The sequence below is a fragment of the Bacteroidetes Order II. bacterium genome (assembly GCA_016788705.1).
Lineage (GTDB): Bacteria > Bacteroidota > Rhodothermia > Rhodothermales > UBA2364 > UBA2364.
Window position 1 is genome coordinate 37185 of the sequence record JAEUSQ010000053.1, and the last position, 15805, is coordinate 52989.

General features: G+C 43.9%; 8 protein-coding genes. 5 read left to right on the forward strand and 3 right to left on the reverse strand.

All coding sequences use genetic code 11. The annotated features are described in order from the left end of the window. Nucleotides 1-19 precede the first annotated feature (19 nt). Together JNN12_13775 and JNN12_13780 are read right to left on the reverse strand one after the other, a co-directional pair. On the reverse strand, nucleotides 20-1183 hold the full coding sequence (locus tag JNN12_13775) for a ThiF family adenylyltransferase (GenBank protein MBL7979404.1): 1164 nt from the start codon (nucleotides 1181-1183) through the stop codon (nucleotides 20-22). 43 nt (nucleotides 1184-1226) lie between these two features. Beyond that, complete coding sequence (locus JNN12_13780) at nucleotides 1227-2330, reverse strand: hypothetical protein (protein ID MBL7979405.1); 1104 nt, start codon at nucleotides 2328-2330, stop codon at nucleotides 1227-1229. Nucleotides 2331-2367: 37 nt separating this feature from the next. Between JNN12_13780 and JNN12_13785 the strand changes: the two genes are divergently transcribed. Further along, nucleotides 2368-4203 carry an excinuclease ABC subunit C gene (locus JNN12_13785; protein ID MBL7979406.1) on the forward strand — a complete coding sequence of 612 codons (1836 nt, stop codon included), beginning with the start codon at nucleotides 2368-2370 and terminating at the stop codon, nucleotides 4201-4203. Nucleotides 4204-4293: 90 nt separating this feature from the next. Here JNN12_13785 and JNN12_13790 read toward each other — a convergent pair whose 3' ends face one another. After that, nucleotides 4294-9585: a T9SS type A sorting domain-containing protein gene (locus JNN12_13790; GenBank protein MBL7979407.1), complete on the reverse strand. Its 5292-nt coding sequence runs from the start codon at nucleotides 9583-9585 to the stop codon at nucleotides 4294-4296. A gap of 450 nt (nucleotides 9586-10035) precedes the next feature. Between JNN12_13790 and JNN12_13795 the strand changes: the two genes are divergently transcribed. From JNN12_13795 to JNN12_13810, 4 genes are all read left to right on the forward strand, one after another. Beyond that, entirely contained in the window at nucleotides 10036-10449 is a 414-nt protein-coding gene (locus JNN12_13795) for a hypothetical protein (protein ID MBL7979408.1), read from the forward strand. A 155-nt stretch (nucleotides 10450-10604) separates the two neighbouring features. Beyond that, nucleotides 10605-11297 carry a DUF2064 domain-containing protein gene (locus JNN12_13800; protein ID MBL7979409.1) on the forward strand — a complete coding sequence of 231 codons (693 nt, stop codon included), beginning with the start codon at nucleotides 10605-10607 and terminating at the stop codon, nucleotides 11295-11297. Nucleotides 11298-11372: 75 nt separating this feature from the next. Next, the gene (locus JNN12_13805) at nucleotides 11373-14375 is read left to right on the forward strand and encodes a TonB-dependent receptor (protein MBL7979410.1); all 3003 of its coding nucleotides are present in this window, start codon (nucleotides 11373-11375) and stop codon (nucleotides 14373-14375) included. A 388-nt stretch (nucleotides 14376-14763) separates the two neighbouring features. Beyond that, nucleotides 14764-15747, forward strand: coding sequence for an amidohydrolase family protein (locus JNN12_13810; protein MBL7979411.1), 984 nt, complete (start codon nucleotides 14764-14766; stop codon nucleotides 15745-15747). Nucleotides 15748-15805 lie beyond the last annotated feature (58 nt).

Here is a 15805-nt window from a genome sequence, read left to right on the forward strand (position 1 = left end):
AAGGGTGTTGAGAATGGCGTTAAGGGGTTGTTTCACCAAAAGCATCCAGTGCATGGCGAAAAGCAAGATACGCCAAAAATCCGCCTTTCATGTCCCACACATCGGTAAATCCTGCGTTTAAGAGCAATTTTGTGGCTTCACGAGACCTTCCACCCGACTTACAATGCACCACCACCCGTTTGTTTCGGTATTGACTCAGTTCATCCAGCCTGAGTGGTAGCTGGCCAGAGGGGATCAGATGGCCACCCATATTTCCTGCGTTATATTCTTCCGGCTCCCGCACATCCAGCATAAAATACGGGATATCCTGTCTTTTCCAATCGTGCAGTTCCGCAGGAGTTACCGCCTTGGGCACCTGTTCTGAGATGCCACAAAAGGCTTCGTAGTTTTCTAATAGATCAAATATTTCGGGTGCTTCACCACAAAGCAGACAGGCCGTATTTTTTGAAAGCGCAACCTTCGCGAAGCGCAAAGTCTTTAAATCCACTTGCAGCAATTCTCCGCCTTTTGGTGTATGAAGTCCCAGCAAAAAACGCAAGGTTTCAGTAGCCATAAGCCCGCCAATGACACCCGCAACCGCTCCCAAAACCCCTTCTTCGGCACAATTTGCCACCAAACCCGGCGCTGGTGGTTCGGGGTATAAACATCGGTAACAAGGCCCTTCAGGTAAACCCAGCAACACCACTTGACCCTCGAAGCGGTGCACCGCCCCGCTAATGAATGGCTTTCCGAGTAGTACACACGCATCGTTCACCAAATAGCGGGTGGGGAAGTTGTCGCTCCCATCCACCACCATATCATAGGGCTGAACCAAAGAGTAGGCATTTTTTATGGAGAAACGCTCATTATAGTGCTGGATTTCCACATCGGGGTTCAGTCGGTTCAACACGGCTTTGGCAATAACTCCTTTGGATTGTCCTATGTCCTGATGGGTAAACAAGATTTGGCGGTGCAAATTAGATTCTTCCACCACATCGGCCTCCACCAATCCAATTCTCCCAACCCCTGACGCAACCAAGTATTGCAAAACGCTCCCGCCAAGCCCCCCTGCACCAATAACCAAAACAGATGAATGTTGGAGTTTTTCTTGTCCTTGCACGCCAACTTCCGGCAAGATGATTTGGCGCTGGTATCGTTCTGATGTAAACACAATCGCGAATATTGGGTTCAAAAAAAGCCTCAGTCCAAAAACAGAGGCCGAAAATACTAATATGCGGCTTAAAAACCTATCTCGCCCCCGGAAAGGCTTGTTTCAATCCGGCTGTCAAGACGCCATCATCGTATCCAGGAACAAAGACGGCAACACCACCCAAGCCATTTTGCTTGATAAACTGATATTTTTTGGCAAGACTTGTCTGGTCTTCAAACCATCCCTGAAACCAGCCATTCGCTGTTTGATAGGCGTAATAGGGCGAGCCACTCACCGCATCGCGTTTCAAACCAAATTTGGCTGCTCGCTCTTTTGCGGCATATCGAATGGTACTGGCATAACGGACCCCTCGGTTAGAATAGGAAATGGTTTCACCAGGACCACGGGTAGTAGATCCGAGGTCGCCCGTTGCCGTCGGCCATTCATACCCATAAAAAGGAACTGAAAAGACCAGTTTTTTGCGAGAAACACCCAAGGCGTCGTAGCGGGCGAGGATGTTTTTCCAATTCCGTTGCCCCCATCCCGAAACAGGCGCAATAGGTCCTGCATCGGGTCCGGTTTTCCAGTGTAAATCAAAGCCTTGTACCACCAACTTGTCTGCATGTCGCGCAATGGCGGCTTCATCATAGGCGTCGGCAGGATCTAAGGCCAAGGTAAAAACCACCAATTCCTTGCCCCATTTCCACTGGTTGAGCAGTGTGCGAATATCTTTAATAAAACGGGTATAATTTGCTTTAGCGGTGGCGGAAATGGGCTCAAACATCTCAAAATCCAAATGCACACCATCGGCATTTGCCACACGGGCGGCATTCATCACATTGGTTTTGAGGCGCGCAATCGCCGCAGGATCCGAAAATAAACGATTTACTTTCTGCGCTTCGAGCAGGGTAAATGAAGGAACCACACGCGCTTTTTTCTCTCTTGCCGTCAATACCAAATCTGCCCATGACATGGGCCAACCGTTTAAACTACGAAAATTACCGTCTTCTTCCACATAAAGCGCAAAGAAAACTACATGATCATACATATTCAAATCATATTGCTTCCAATTATCCTTCATCCAATACGGATGATAACCCATAATGGTATATTGGTTTCGTAGATTGGTATCTCCCGAACCTAAAAGAAAAAAACAGGCCAGAAACAGAACGGAACGGGTGGCGTACTTTAGCAGTTGCATGATATACCCAAAGGTTGAACGTGAAAAATCGTAAATAATGAATCCTATCGTCGAAGAAAAACTGAAACACTTACCTACCTCACCAGGGGTGTATCAGCATAAAGATGCGTCCGGAAAAACCTTGTATGTAGGCAAGGCCAAAAACTTACGCAATCGGGTTCGATCCTATTTCCAAAAAGGCGGGCCGGCGGATGGCAGAATTCGCATTATGGTAGAAAAAGTGGCCGATATCGAGATTATTCTGACCGATACCGAGGCGGAAGCATTGATTTTGGAAAACAACCTGATCAAAACGCTTAAACCCCGTTATAATGTCAATCTACGGGACGACAAAACCTACCCTTATATCTGCATAAAAAATGAGAGGTTCCCCAGAATTTTTCCGACCAGGCGGGTGATTCGTGATGGTTCTAAATACTTCGGGCCTTATACCGATGTCAAAAACATGCACCTGATGTTAGAAACCATCCGCTCCGTCTTTAAACTCCGAGACTGCAACCTCCTTTTATCCGAGGCCAACATCCGAAGCAACAAATTTAATGCTTGTTTACAATTCCATATCAAGAAGTGTGCCGCTCCTTGCATCGGATTGGAGACAGAAGCACACTACCAAGAAACGCTCGCACAAATCCGGCAACTCCTGAGCGGAAAAACGGGGGCATTGATCGCACATTTGAAGCAAGAAATGCGTTCTACTGCCGAAAATCGCCGTTTTGAACAAGCCGCAGAACTTCGGGATAAAATTTTGGCCTTAGAACAATTTTCTGCAAAACAAAAAATTGTTACGGAGAACGAGGTGAACCGAGACCTTTTTGGTCTCTACGTGGAACGAGACGAGGATGTGGCCTGTGGCGTGGTTTTTCAGGTGCGCGAAGGCAAAATCGTGGGCAGAAGACATAAATACCTCACCCAATTGGGCGATGCATCAGACGATGCCTTGCTCCAGTCTTTTGTGGAAGACTACTACGCCGAGGCCGTTTTTTTTCCGGACGAGGTGTTTCTGGCCGCCGAACTCCCCAATCCAGAACCCATCTTGGAACTGCTACGAAATGCAACCGGAAAAAAAGTGCCGCTCCATACCCCGCAACGCGGCGAAAAAGCGGAATTGATGCGCATGGTGGAGGCCAATGCCAAATTGCTAACGGGCGAGTTCCTACAGGCCAAAGCCAAGCGCCACGAAGAGGTCATCCCACGCTCGGTGCAGTCCCTCCAACGCGATTTGCACCTGCCCCGACTTCCCAGACGCATCGAATGTTTCGACATTTCCCACCTTTCGGGTACGGGAACTGTGGCTTCTTGTGTGGTATTTATTGATGGAAAGCCCGCCAAAAACGAATACCGGAAGTTCAAAATCCGAAGCGCAGAAGGCAAACCAGACGATTTTCTCTCCATGCACGAGGTTATTTCCCGCCGTTTCACCCGTGTTCAACAAGAAAAACTGGCCATTCCCGACCTGATCATCATTGATGGCGGAAAAGGCCAACTCTCACATGCCGTAGAAGCCCTTAAAGAGGTTGGTTTTTATGGCAAAGCACCCGTCGTGAGTCTGGCCAAACGCATGGAAGAGGTTTTTTTTCCCGAAGACCAAAAATCGGTGATGATCCCGCGCACCAGCTCCGCCCTCAAGCTCATGCAACAACTCCGCGACGAAGCCCACCGATTTGCCATTACCTTCCAACGCCAACAACGCAAAAACGCACAACTCCGCTCCGAACTGATGGAAATCCCAGGCGTGGGCGCTAAATCCGTCGAAAAGCTACTCAAAACCTTTGGCTCCGTCAAAAAAATAAAAGAAGCCCCTGCTGATGCCTTAACGGATGCCGTCGGGCCCAAAATGGCCTTAGCCGTGAAGCGGTTTTTTGAGGAGGAATAAAGCGCAAGGCTCCCCAAAACTGGACAAATATTTTAAGTAAAAACAGGCTCGCTTCCCTTTTTATGCGGAATTTTGGGGAGTTTTGTTCGCTCATTTCAACAAGGTCATCTTGCCTTGTAGTAACGTGGTCTTGGATTTTGATTGCACTGTTAGGCGATAGATATAGGTTCCAGATTGCAAGTTTTGGCCATCTATGTTGAGGGACTGATTTTTTCCGGCTCCAAAGGGTTGGGCAGGGATAAATTGTACCTTACGGCCTAACAAATCAAAAATATCAACTGAAACCATCGTCGCGTCTGAGGTATCAAAAATAAGGGTGGTGATAGGATTAAATGGGTTGGGGTAATTTCCTTGCAAAACAAAGGTTTCAGGAAGGGTATTTTCCATTTCACTATTCACCAAACCAGCCATAAAGACAATCTGGGCGTTACTTGGGATGGATTCAAGCGAGTTGTCCTGTACCACATACTCTATGTATGGAATTTTAACGGGAGTTGCTTGTTGCCCCCTAAAGGTTGGTTTTACGGTTAGGTTTACAACCCCCAACAGCCCATCCCCACTAACCATTTTATCCTGTGACCCACCATCTAAAACCACCGCAATGGTTAACGTGGTAAGGGTACCTTCTACCTTTGTGGTCGTAATGGGCGAAAATAATCTTCCGCCATTTTTGGTTAAAATATTGGCCTCTCCATTTTTACCCGCCATATTAAAACTATCAAATTCAAAGTCGCGGGTATCGTAAGTGAACAGAACTTGATAACCTTTGACGTTCAACACTTTTTGCGTACGGACCTCAATTGGCAAAATACCGTTTCCTTTAATGGGGCTGCTAAGAACCGTATGCTTTTGGTCACCATTGGACATATCAAGGTCTAATGCCCCAAGTGCGCCTGCATTTTGTAAGGATGCTTTGATGAACGCTACTTCAATGGTTTGGTCTGTGGTTACGTTGGTGAAGGTATAGGTATTGGTTGCGGGAATAGAACTCCCATTTATTCGGATATTGTTAACCCGATACCCACTATCGGGTGTAATGGTAACGGTTAGGTTTTGCCCATGATTGACAATGGCTTCTTCGCCAATGGAGAGTTTACCACCTGTGCCTACGGTTGCTTTGATGGTGTAAGGTTTTACAAAACTCGTGGGCAGCTTAGTTTGTTCGGGTGTGCCGTCGCCATTAGTGTCTATTTTTATAGGTGTGGTAATGGCGGCTGTACTGGTGGTGTAGGTTTGTGTGATGACGGTTGTTGGGGTAACAGGGATACTATTATATATATTTACCCCTACGTAATTACCTTCAGAAAAGTTTTTAACAGCAAGGTTGACACTTCCATTAGTTGTACTTGATAATTTGGTGATATATCCAGTAGCACTATATGGTACAAATACCTTTACATTTAAACTATCTGTAGAAATACCAATGCGGCTTTCAGGTATTTCTTGGATCAAGATATTATTCTCATTAACACCAGACTTTCGTCCTTGCTGATCTTGAATAATAAATGCAGGGATTTTTTTTACTCTTGATGATGTTTTGTTTAAAGCATTATTAGTAGGTTTGTAGTTACTATAAAACCCAATATCTGTTCTTGGTTTATCGGAAATGTCGTCAAGGAAAAGTGGGTATGTACCAGAAGTATTTTTTACAGAGAATGTTAGGTCATGGGTTTGTTCTTTAAATTTATTAGGAATTGGTACACATACTTGCCTAGTAATACCTATATGAGTAAAAGCGATACTATGTATGATTTCTCCACTCATATAAACATCTAATATAGCAGGAGTATCTGCTATTTGCCCTACTCTTAGCGGGTTTAAAACAAAATCTAATTCTGCATTAAAGCAAATATTACTCATTGTTTTAGGAATAAAAAACTTATTATGAGTTCTACTTTCACCTTTCACTAACTTAAGCTTAAAATTAGAAACATTTAACCAAGCTCCAATTAAATCCTCTGCAATAGAAAATCCCCCACCTCCGCCTCCTTGTTGCGACCAGCCTGGTATATCATATTCTGTTGGGTCTGTAACGGTATGTTTTTCAAAGTCCCCATTAAAGATAATATCAATTGCATTATTCAATTTGTTGTCGAGTAATGGCAATTGGTTTTGTACACGAAATAAATCTAAATTAGCAGGATTAACTTTTGTTTTATTAAAGCCAATAGACTCCCTGTCATTATTTTTATACCATGCAAGGTTTATGTCTGTTGCTATTAAATCTACTACTTCTTCTGATAGATCATTTATAGGTGTCGTTCCAACAAGTGTTTTATATAATTCACTGTTTAATACAGTGTCTTTTAATCCATTATTTTGTGCAGATTGATCAATTGTGCCATAATAGTAACGATGAGGTACAGAGTGTGAAACTTTACCTAAATAGTTTGAATACTGTCCACCCTCAATAATACTTAAACCACTTAATCGATTAAGGCATAAAAGCCACTTGGCGAAGCTTAAAAAACTTCCGTCTGGTTTTAAAGAACATTTTATTTTTTCCCAAACACTTCCTTTGTCTTGCCAATAATTATCAATATATCCAATATTTTCCCATGCCAAAACAGGTTTTACCTTACCCCCATTCACCCCCGAATCATTAGAGAAAAATAATGGATCAGAAACCCCTTCCCCACAATTACTTGATTTACAATTAGTAGGGTGAGCATCTAACGTTGTAAAGTGTATTTGATTATCAATAGGAATACTTATCCAATTATTTTTCGTATAAACACCAAGCCTTTGTATGGCTTCACTAGATACAACAGCACCTCTGCTATGCCCTATAAAATGTAATTGCCTTAATCCCCACTTATTTTCTTGTGCGCCTTTTACCAATAAAGCTGCCAAAGCATCTCCTGCACCTTCCGCATAACCTTCTGTATTTCGGTCTGATTCGGGTATCCAATTGAAAACGATGATTTTTTCACCACTGGGATACAAACATTCTTTTTGTGCGATATTACTGGATTCTATAAAGTAAATACATCCTCCAACTCTATTCGAAATTGCCTTTGCCATCGTATGCATCCAAGTATCAGAAGCACTATTTGATAACCCTATTGCTGGTGTAAAGCCATGAACAATAACCGTTGTGCCATACGAACGGTTTTTAGGAGTACCTTGCAACGAAATCTCGCATGCAATGGTAGCCATTGTTGTAGTGCAGCCCAAGTTTGAACTACTATTAATTTGTACTTTAGTGCTTAAATTTAGCAGTGTCGTTGGTTTATACCATATTGTAAAGGTTATACTTTCATCTTTTGCAACTGTTGGTGGGTTTGTAATATCAAAACTTTTAGGCGTTGTATCAGAGGTACGCTTATAGAGGGTTACAAACACATTTGGGTTTGACAAAAAGGGGGTTATAAATGTCCCTATTGTTCCTTTATTGGTAATTGTGAACGATGCTTCCTTATGATCAAAAAGTAATGCATCTCCAAAATTTATCGCAGTTGTAGAAAGAACAAGACTATTGCTTCCAATAGCATTAGCTGTAAAATTTCTGCCTGTGAGGGCAGCACCACTAACAACGATGCTTTGCGAAGTTGGAGCAAAGGTGTAGGCAGACGAAGTAGGCGTAAGCGTGTATGTGCCATTGGGTACATTTTGGAAGGTGAAGTCGCCATTGGTATTGGTGCTAGCCGTTTTATTGCCCAAGGTAAGCGCAACATTTGACAAGCCATTGCCATTAAAGGTTATGCGCCCTGATACCGTATAAGCGGTACTTTGCCCTTGTACAGTAAAACTCCGAATCTCGGAATAGTCGCTGGAGCGGCTACCATCGCTGTTTTGGGCATTTGCACGCCAATAATAGGTAGCACCTGCGGTGAGTGCCGTACTGGGTGTAAACGTCGTGCCTGTTTGTAAGGATTGCGTTACAATGCTATAATTCCCATTGACCAAAGACAGCACCTGAACCAAATACTTTGCTGCACCAGTTACGGGGTTCCAAGAAAAAGTAGGCGTAGCGCTTAGGTTGGTAGCGCCATTGAGAGGACTGATGAGTTGCGGCGCTGTAAGACCGGGCGATATTTGTGTGGTGAATGACCACACCCCAGACCATGCGCTGCTACCTGTTGCATTTTTTGCCCGTACCCGCCAATAATAGGGCGTATTATATGTCAATGCCGTACTTGGGGTATAACTTGTACCTGTAACAGCAATGGGTGATGGACTGGCATCTGTGAAGTTATTGCTATTGGAAACCTGCACCTCGTACCCTGTTGCACCACTTACGGCATTATAGGTTAAAGTTGGGGTGATGGATTGATTGGTAGCGGCGTTGCTTGGGGCTGTGAGGGTAGGTGCAGACAAAGATGTTTGAGGCGAAACATTCCAAAGTTGGATATAATTTGCAGAGGTACCTGATCCAGCAGTTGCAATCGTTTTTCCATCGGGTGAAAATGAAACACCACCCATTCCCCAATAATTATTTGTGTCAATTGACTTGAGTAAGTTTCCTGTCGTAAAATCATATAATTTTAATACATAATCCCCAGTACCCACAGTCTTGTCCGATGTTGTAAATAAAGTTTTATTGTCTGGACTTAATCCATTTAATTTTATTGATTCACCTCCTATCACTTTGAACACTTGAGCCGTTGTGGTATTATAAGCTTGGACCCCTAAAGTAGTACCAGATTTATATACGCTTGCAGTAACATATTGATTATCATTTGTAAAAGAATAGTTTCTTGAAAGACCAAAGCCATAATGAGCCTTCTTAATAAAATCATAGTTAACATACAAAGACGGACTCCCTTGAAACGCCATTAAGCCATTATAATTAACTAACAACCCCAATACAATGACAATTTGACCATTTGGCGACCATTGTACTGCCCCTCCTCCACTACTACCAGTAACCGTTTTAATGATATTTCCTGTGGCAAAATCGACAATTTTTAGAACTTCAGAAGTTGTAAAACAATTACACGTCATTGCTATTTTACTTCCATCTAGAGAAAACACAAAATCTCCCATATCACCGCTATATGGAGAAATCAGAGCAATGGTTCGAGCTAAATTTAAGTTTGATGTATTCCAAACCCGAATTCCAGTGCTACCAGAGCCAGTTTCTCCGCTTGAAACAATATAATTTCCATCAGGCGAATAGATCGCTTTACCGACTCCTCCTTGATGAGCATTATTTATTGCCTGAATGACCTTACCTGTACTAACATCCCAAATTCGTATTGCACCATCTGGATGTGCAGTCATTATCTTTGTTCCATCTTTAGAGAAAGTCAAAGAATTAAAAGTTGTTACAATAGGATCAAAGTTACGAATAGGAGTGTCTTGCGCAAATGTGCTTTGAGTACACAAGGTAAAAAGGCATAGATATAGGAAAAAGAGGGTTTTTATCGGTAAACGCATGGGTGTTAGTCAGTTTTGAAGGGTAATCAATCAATGTTACGATTGGGCAAAATAAGGGGTTTATCGCTTCAAGCGATAGGTGTAGTGCGTGTTCTTGCCCTTTTGTCGCATGTTTGTCGCATGTTTGTCGCATGTTTGTCGCCAAAAAGCCAGCCCTCATTTCGTCAGAACTTTTTCGATCACTGCTTGGGCGAGAAAAGACAGACCAATCGGAACCTTTTTCCTACGAAGACATCAGGACTACGCCCGTATTCTTGCTTCGATCCTTATTTTTCTACGGTCAATTTGAAATGACCAACATAGGCTCCCTTGCCGGAAAAACCCCGTCATGCGAAGTAGGAAAAAGCGGATATTACGCCCATGTGTGGATGCCTAACTTGCAACAGCATGGCAAAACGGGTACTTCCCACCCTGTCAAGTAGTTATTCACCCGGTAAACCTCCAGACATTATGCAAAAGATATTAACTTCGGGCATTGCCGCTGGCATCGTGCTCCTCATTGTGAGTTATGGACTCCTGACCCTGACCCCCACCCTGCTTCCCGCGCTTACAGACGAATATTTTAATCCGGCTGTTTTTCAAACCGGAAATGATCGGATCATCTTGTATTTTTTGCATCCCTTTGTACTGAGTTTTGCATTGGCTTGGTTCTGGGAACGATTTAAGGGGCTTTTCCACTCTTCTTCCTTCATTTGGCGTGGCATCGAGTTAGGGCTGGTATATGGCTTGGTGGCCACGCTACCTACCATGTGGATTACGTTTAGCTCCATGAACGTAAGCATGATGATGATTTTGTCGTGGCTGGGCTATGGAATTATTCAAGCCATTGTGGCAGGGATCATAAATGCAAAACTGAATCCGTAATGGTTTTATTTGTTTGGTATGAAGCGCCGAAGCCCTACAAATGGGTTTCGGCGTTTTTATTGCGGCTTTCATCCTTTTAGACTTTTCAAGGGATGGTCTGTAACGTAGCTTGATTACGCTGCACTAATCGTAAATTTCTCCGACCTCCATAGCGCGTGTTTACACCAGATAAACCTCTCCAAACAGCCTTATTACTTTTTGCCCAGACCGATCGTCAAGAATCGGTTTACAAGCCTTTGTTTGGGAAAACGGCGCTTAAACGGAATCAGGCTTTTTATCGGGCACTCAATCAGTGGTTGCACCACGTGGCCGAACAAACCGGATTGCCCCTTTTCCATATTTCGGAGACGGCACAGACAGGCACAACCTTTGGCGAACGGTTAACAAATGCCTTGCTACAGGTTTTCGGCCAAGGATATGCGCATGTGGTGGTGATCGGAAATGATACCCCCGGCCTAAGAACACGCCATATCATGGCAGCCGTGGCAGCCCTCGATTCGTCGGATTGGGTGGTGGGGCCAGCCACAGATGGGGGAATTTATGTACTAGGGGTGAACTATTCGGCATTTAACCCCGAATGGTTGGCGGAATTGCCTTGGCGTACACCAGAATTGTTTGGCTGTTTTGAACGGAAGCACTCGGTGCATGTGTTAGAAGACCGCCTTGGAGACATAGACCAATATCCGGACCTCCTGCGGCTAAAGATAGGCAATGCCGCGTTCCCGCTTAGGCTAAAGCGCCAAATAGAAGCCCTTGAAACACCCGTTTCAACCGATCATTACCCAACGCTCCCCGTATCAAGCGTCTATATTGGCCCTCATTCCTTAAGAGCCCCCCCTTTCGTCTAACGCCCCTCCTTCCACTTTGCTTTTCCGCCCCAGTCTTCAGACTGCGGGTTAATCTGTTATTTATACCCTTATTCCATGAAATCAGGCTTATTCTTTTGTCTTTTCTTTTGCCTCCTTCCGCTTCATGTCTTTTCACAAGCAGAAGTAGAAGTGGTGGTATTCAATGCCGAAACCAATGCACCGGCGGCCAATGTGGTTGTTCGTTTGGTTAATTCCGACATCGGATTCTCGTCCGCAAAAACCACCCAATCACAGGGGAAAGTGCAATTTATCGGGCTTTCAACTGCTGGAACATACCGCGTTTCCACCGATAAAGGTGTAACGTTTGATGCCGCCCTTTCGGCCCCTTTTACCCTGCGGAATACCGAAAAAAGAAGTGTTTTGCTTTATGTCATTCCCTCTATCCAAAGTGCAGGAACGGTAGAAGTGCGGGCGAGCAGCATTGCCACCCTTAATACCCGAAATGCCGAAGTGGCCTCTTCACTCAGTTTGGCAGAAGTCCAAGCGCTTCCGGTAGAAGGCCGAGACCTCACGCGGGCTTTATTTCGATTGCCCAATGTGGTACAATCCACCGGTTTTTATCCAGAAGCCCCCAATGTAAGCATCAATGGCGCCAATGGCTTGTTTACGAATTACCTCGTGGATGGTATGGACAATAACGAAAACTTTTTGGGCGGCCAAAAATTTGCCATTCCAATTGGTGCGGTACAAGACGTTGCCGTTTTGACCAATAATTATTCGGCAGAATTTGGGCGAACAGGGAATGGTGTTTTTAATGTCACGACCAAATCGGGCGCAAATACGTTTACGGGCGAAGGATTTTATGTGGTTCGTCCCGGACCAGCACTCGATGCCGCAAGTCCGTATGCACAGCGCGACCTTTCGGGCAACCAAGTCAAGGATGGATTTCAACGCCACCAACTGGGTTTTGGTGTCGGTGGTGCGTTGCGTAAAGACCAGACCTTTTACTACCTGAATGCAGAGCATACCTTAGATTTGAAGGACAATTTGCTCAATTCCCCACAACTTGGCGTCAACGAAACCGTACAGGGGCGCAATGATTTCAGCTACCTTACCACTCGGTTGGATCAAAAATGGAGCAATGCGTTTCGATCCGCTTTGCGGGTAAACCTCGGCAATGTTGCCATAGACCGACAAGGTGGCGGCTTAGAAGGAGGGTTGGAGTTCCCGTCAGCGAGCAATAAGCAAGTCCGACAGTCGGCCTTGGTGGCACTACAAAACACCTATGCCGGAACCAATTTGGTGTATGAAGGCCATATCCAATTTAGCCGATTTTTATGGGATTATGCGCAAGTAAACGACCTTCGCAAACCCCGCGTTAATGTGCTGGATGCGCAAGAACAATTTATTGCTGGCCTGGGCAGCCCTGGCTATATCTTCAAAGACATTGAAAACACCCTTCAATTTCAGCAAAAAACAAGCCTTTTCCGCCGGAATCACACCTTCAAGCTCGGTGTAGATGCCTTAACATCGCGCTTTGACCTTTATGGCGGGGGGAATGAAGCAGGGTCTTACACGGTAAAACTGACAAAAGCCCAATTGGATGCACTCAAAGCCAAAAACCTTGGGGGTAACTTAGACATCAACGACATTCCTTCCGACGCACACGTATTAAATTATAGCATTGAGTTGCGTCCAGAGTCTTTTGGCGCACGACAAAACCAAGTGGGTTTATATGTGGAAGACCAAATTTCGGTGGCCAGCCGCTTAAACCTGACCGTAGGGCTGCGCTGGGATTATGACAGCCTCTCCAAGGGAGGGAGCACAGGAAGCGGAGACTTAAATAACCTTGCACCCCGCTTTAATTTCAATTACTTGCTTGATGCCCAAAGTGTAATTCGGGGTGGGTATGGCCTGTTCTACGACAAAATTGTATATGCCATTTATTCCGACGCCTTGCAGCAAAACTCGACCGCAGCAGGATACCGTACCCAACTCCAAGCCCTGGTTGATAAAGGCATTCTGCCCAAAGACACGGATTTGAGCCGAATCACCTTTGCCGGAAATGTGACCGCAGACGGGACCGCTGTTACCTCTGGTTATTTAAAAGGGCCTTCGGCAACCCAACTACAAGCCCAACGCGAAAACCTTTTTGCAGGTGAACGACGCATTTTGAATCCCAATGGATACCAAAATCCCGCCACCCATCAGTTTTCTTTAGGATATCAACGCCAAATTTCTCGGATGTATTTGTTCTATTTAGACCTAGTACACACGAAATCTTATCACCTGATGCGGCTAAGAGATTTAAACAGCCCGTCCGCCTATGCGATCAATCCAGACAATGTGGTCGTTCGATCGCAGGCACAGGCCGATGCCACGCGCCCCATCCCCATTTTCACCGATGTCCAAGGGGTCTATGCTTTGGTGGATGGCCAAAAAGTACGGAATGGCATTGCACGCACCATCACCATGACCGAAACCGCAGGGAAGGCAGAATACAGCGCGGCTTCCTTCAATATCTTGAAAGACCGAGGCGCCGATAACTATGGTTTTCGTATTTCTTACACCTTATCTCGCCTGCTTAACGATACCGACGACATTAATTTTAAAGCCCAAGATGCCAATCAATACAACGCAGAATGGGGGCCATCGGTCAATGATCGTACCCACGTAATGAGTGCCGTAGGCTATTGGTATCCTCTCAAAAACCTTACGGTAGCCCTTGCAGGACTATTCCAAAGCGGCCAACCGATTAACCGCATACCAGACGCTACACTTTATGGTACAACCGACCTCAACGGAGACGGACGTTCATTCGGCGCAAGTTATGTGGGTAACTCAGACCGACAGCCGGGAGAAACCCGTAACTCCGGAAGATTGCCTTGGGCAAATATAATGGATTTCAGCCTGCGTTATCGCTTGGGCGCTCGCAAAAACCAAGTTGAGCTAAGTGCAGATATTTTTAATGTCTTCAATGCAGAAGTATTAAGTGGATATGCAAATAATGCAACCCAAAGCAACCAAATTCAGGTTGGTCCCCGAACCAACCCCTTGGTCAAGAAAAATGCTGGCCCTCCACGTCAATTTCAGTTTGGTATCCGCTTTTTGATTTAACAGGCAAGGATCATTTACGAAAAAAAAAGGGTTAAAGCTCAAAAAGATGGCTTTAACCCTTTTTGATGATGTATCATAAATGGAGAGATGCAGCAATAAAACCACTTTTATGGCCAACTTATAAACCTTTACGGGTTGTAAATGAGGCAGTAAATTCGTACATTATATTTTCTTATTTCATAAGACGTAGGTACTTGATTTTAACGGATATGTCATCTTTCATAAAGGAAGGTACGCAACCGGTAACCGTGTCTTATTAAATACCAAACGGTCTTTGCGTATCTATTACTCTTAAGCATAATTCCAGTAGGTTTTTAACTACCGAGAGTTTTTTTATTGCCAATACCCAAACTAATTTCCAAACATCTTAAATACATCACTATATAACATGAAACACCTCTTTCTATTTTTATCATTTCTGCTCTTTTCTTGCACACCCTCAAAAGAGCCTCAAATCGCTATAGTCCATCATCAACACATCTCAGATGGCCACGTCCACCTGATGAGCCCTCAACTGATCGCTCTTTGGAAAAGTATGGGCATTCCTTTTTCAAAGAAGGAGGCTTTTTATTCAGACATAGATACCATCATGACGACCTCTGGTGCCGAAAAAATCAACCTGATCTCTATGGCATATGTTTATTCTTCACAAGAATTTGGGGGTGGCACGCAAAATATCATCCAAAAATTTCGTGAAGAAAATGATTTTCTTGCTTACTCTAAAAGTAAATACAAAAATAGGATTAAAGCATTTTTTGGAATTGATCCTTTGTCGGAATTTGCATTAGAAGAAATTAAAAGATGTTATAACATACTAAAATTAGATGGGATTAAAATCCATCATAATGCTTCACAAGTATATTTAACAGAGCCTGAACACCTTCAAAAGGTTAAAGCCCTTTTCCAGTATGCCTCAGATCAAAAAATACCTATTCTAATGCACTTTGATAATGGCCATCGGAAATTTGGTAAAACAGATGTTCAAATTTTGGCAGATTCTGTTCTCGCAAAACTTGATTTTGTGGATATCCAGATCGCCCACTTTGGCACTTCTGGAGGATTTAGCCCAAAAACCAAAGAAGTATTGGATACATTTATCGCGCTTTTCAACATAAATCACCCCATTGCACGTCAAAACATAAAGTTTGATATTTCTGCGGTTGCATTGGATAAAGACGCAGAAGGCGTTAAACAACTAACAGAAAGTGAATTCATTGAATTAGCTGAATATACCCGAAAAATAGGATTTAAAAGAATTGTTTTTGGCACCGACTATCCATTATACAAAAGCAGTGAATACTTAAATATTTTAATAAAAAAATTACACCTTTCTGACAAAGAAATAAATCAACTATTATTTAAGACTTCCTAACAAAATTTTTGAAGTATAAAAACATCTCTAATGATTTAATATTAAAGTAAATCATCCC

Excerpts from the sequence above, each read along its gene's own strand:
- JNN12_13780 (MBL7979405.1), bottom strand. The coding sequence starts at position 2,330 with ATGCAACTGCTAAAGTACGCCACCCGTTCCGTTCTGTTTCTGGCCTGT.
- JNN12_13810 (MBL7979411.1), top strand. The coding sequence starts at position 14,764 with ATGAAACACCTCTTTCTATTTTTATCATTTCTGCTCTTTTCTTGCACA.
- JNN12_13805 (MBL7979410.1), top strand. The coding sequence starts at position 11,373 with ATGAAATCAGGCTTATTCTTTTGTCTTTTCTTTTGCCTCCTTCCGCTT.
- JNN12_13785 (MBL7979406.1), top strand. The coding sequence starts at position 2,368 with ATGAATCCTATCGTCGAAGAAAAACTGAAACACTTACCTACCTCACCA.
- JNN12_13795 (MBL7979408.1), top strand. The coding sequence starts at position 10,036 with ATGCAAAAGATATTAACTTCGGGCATTGCCGCTGGCATCGTGCTCCTC.
- JNN12_13790 (MBL7979407.1), bottom strand. The coding sequence starts at position 9,585 with ATGCGTTTACCGATAAAAACCCTCTTTTTCCTATATCTATGCCTTTTT.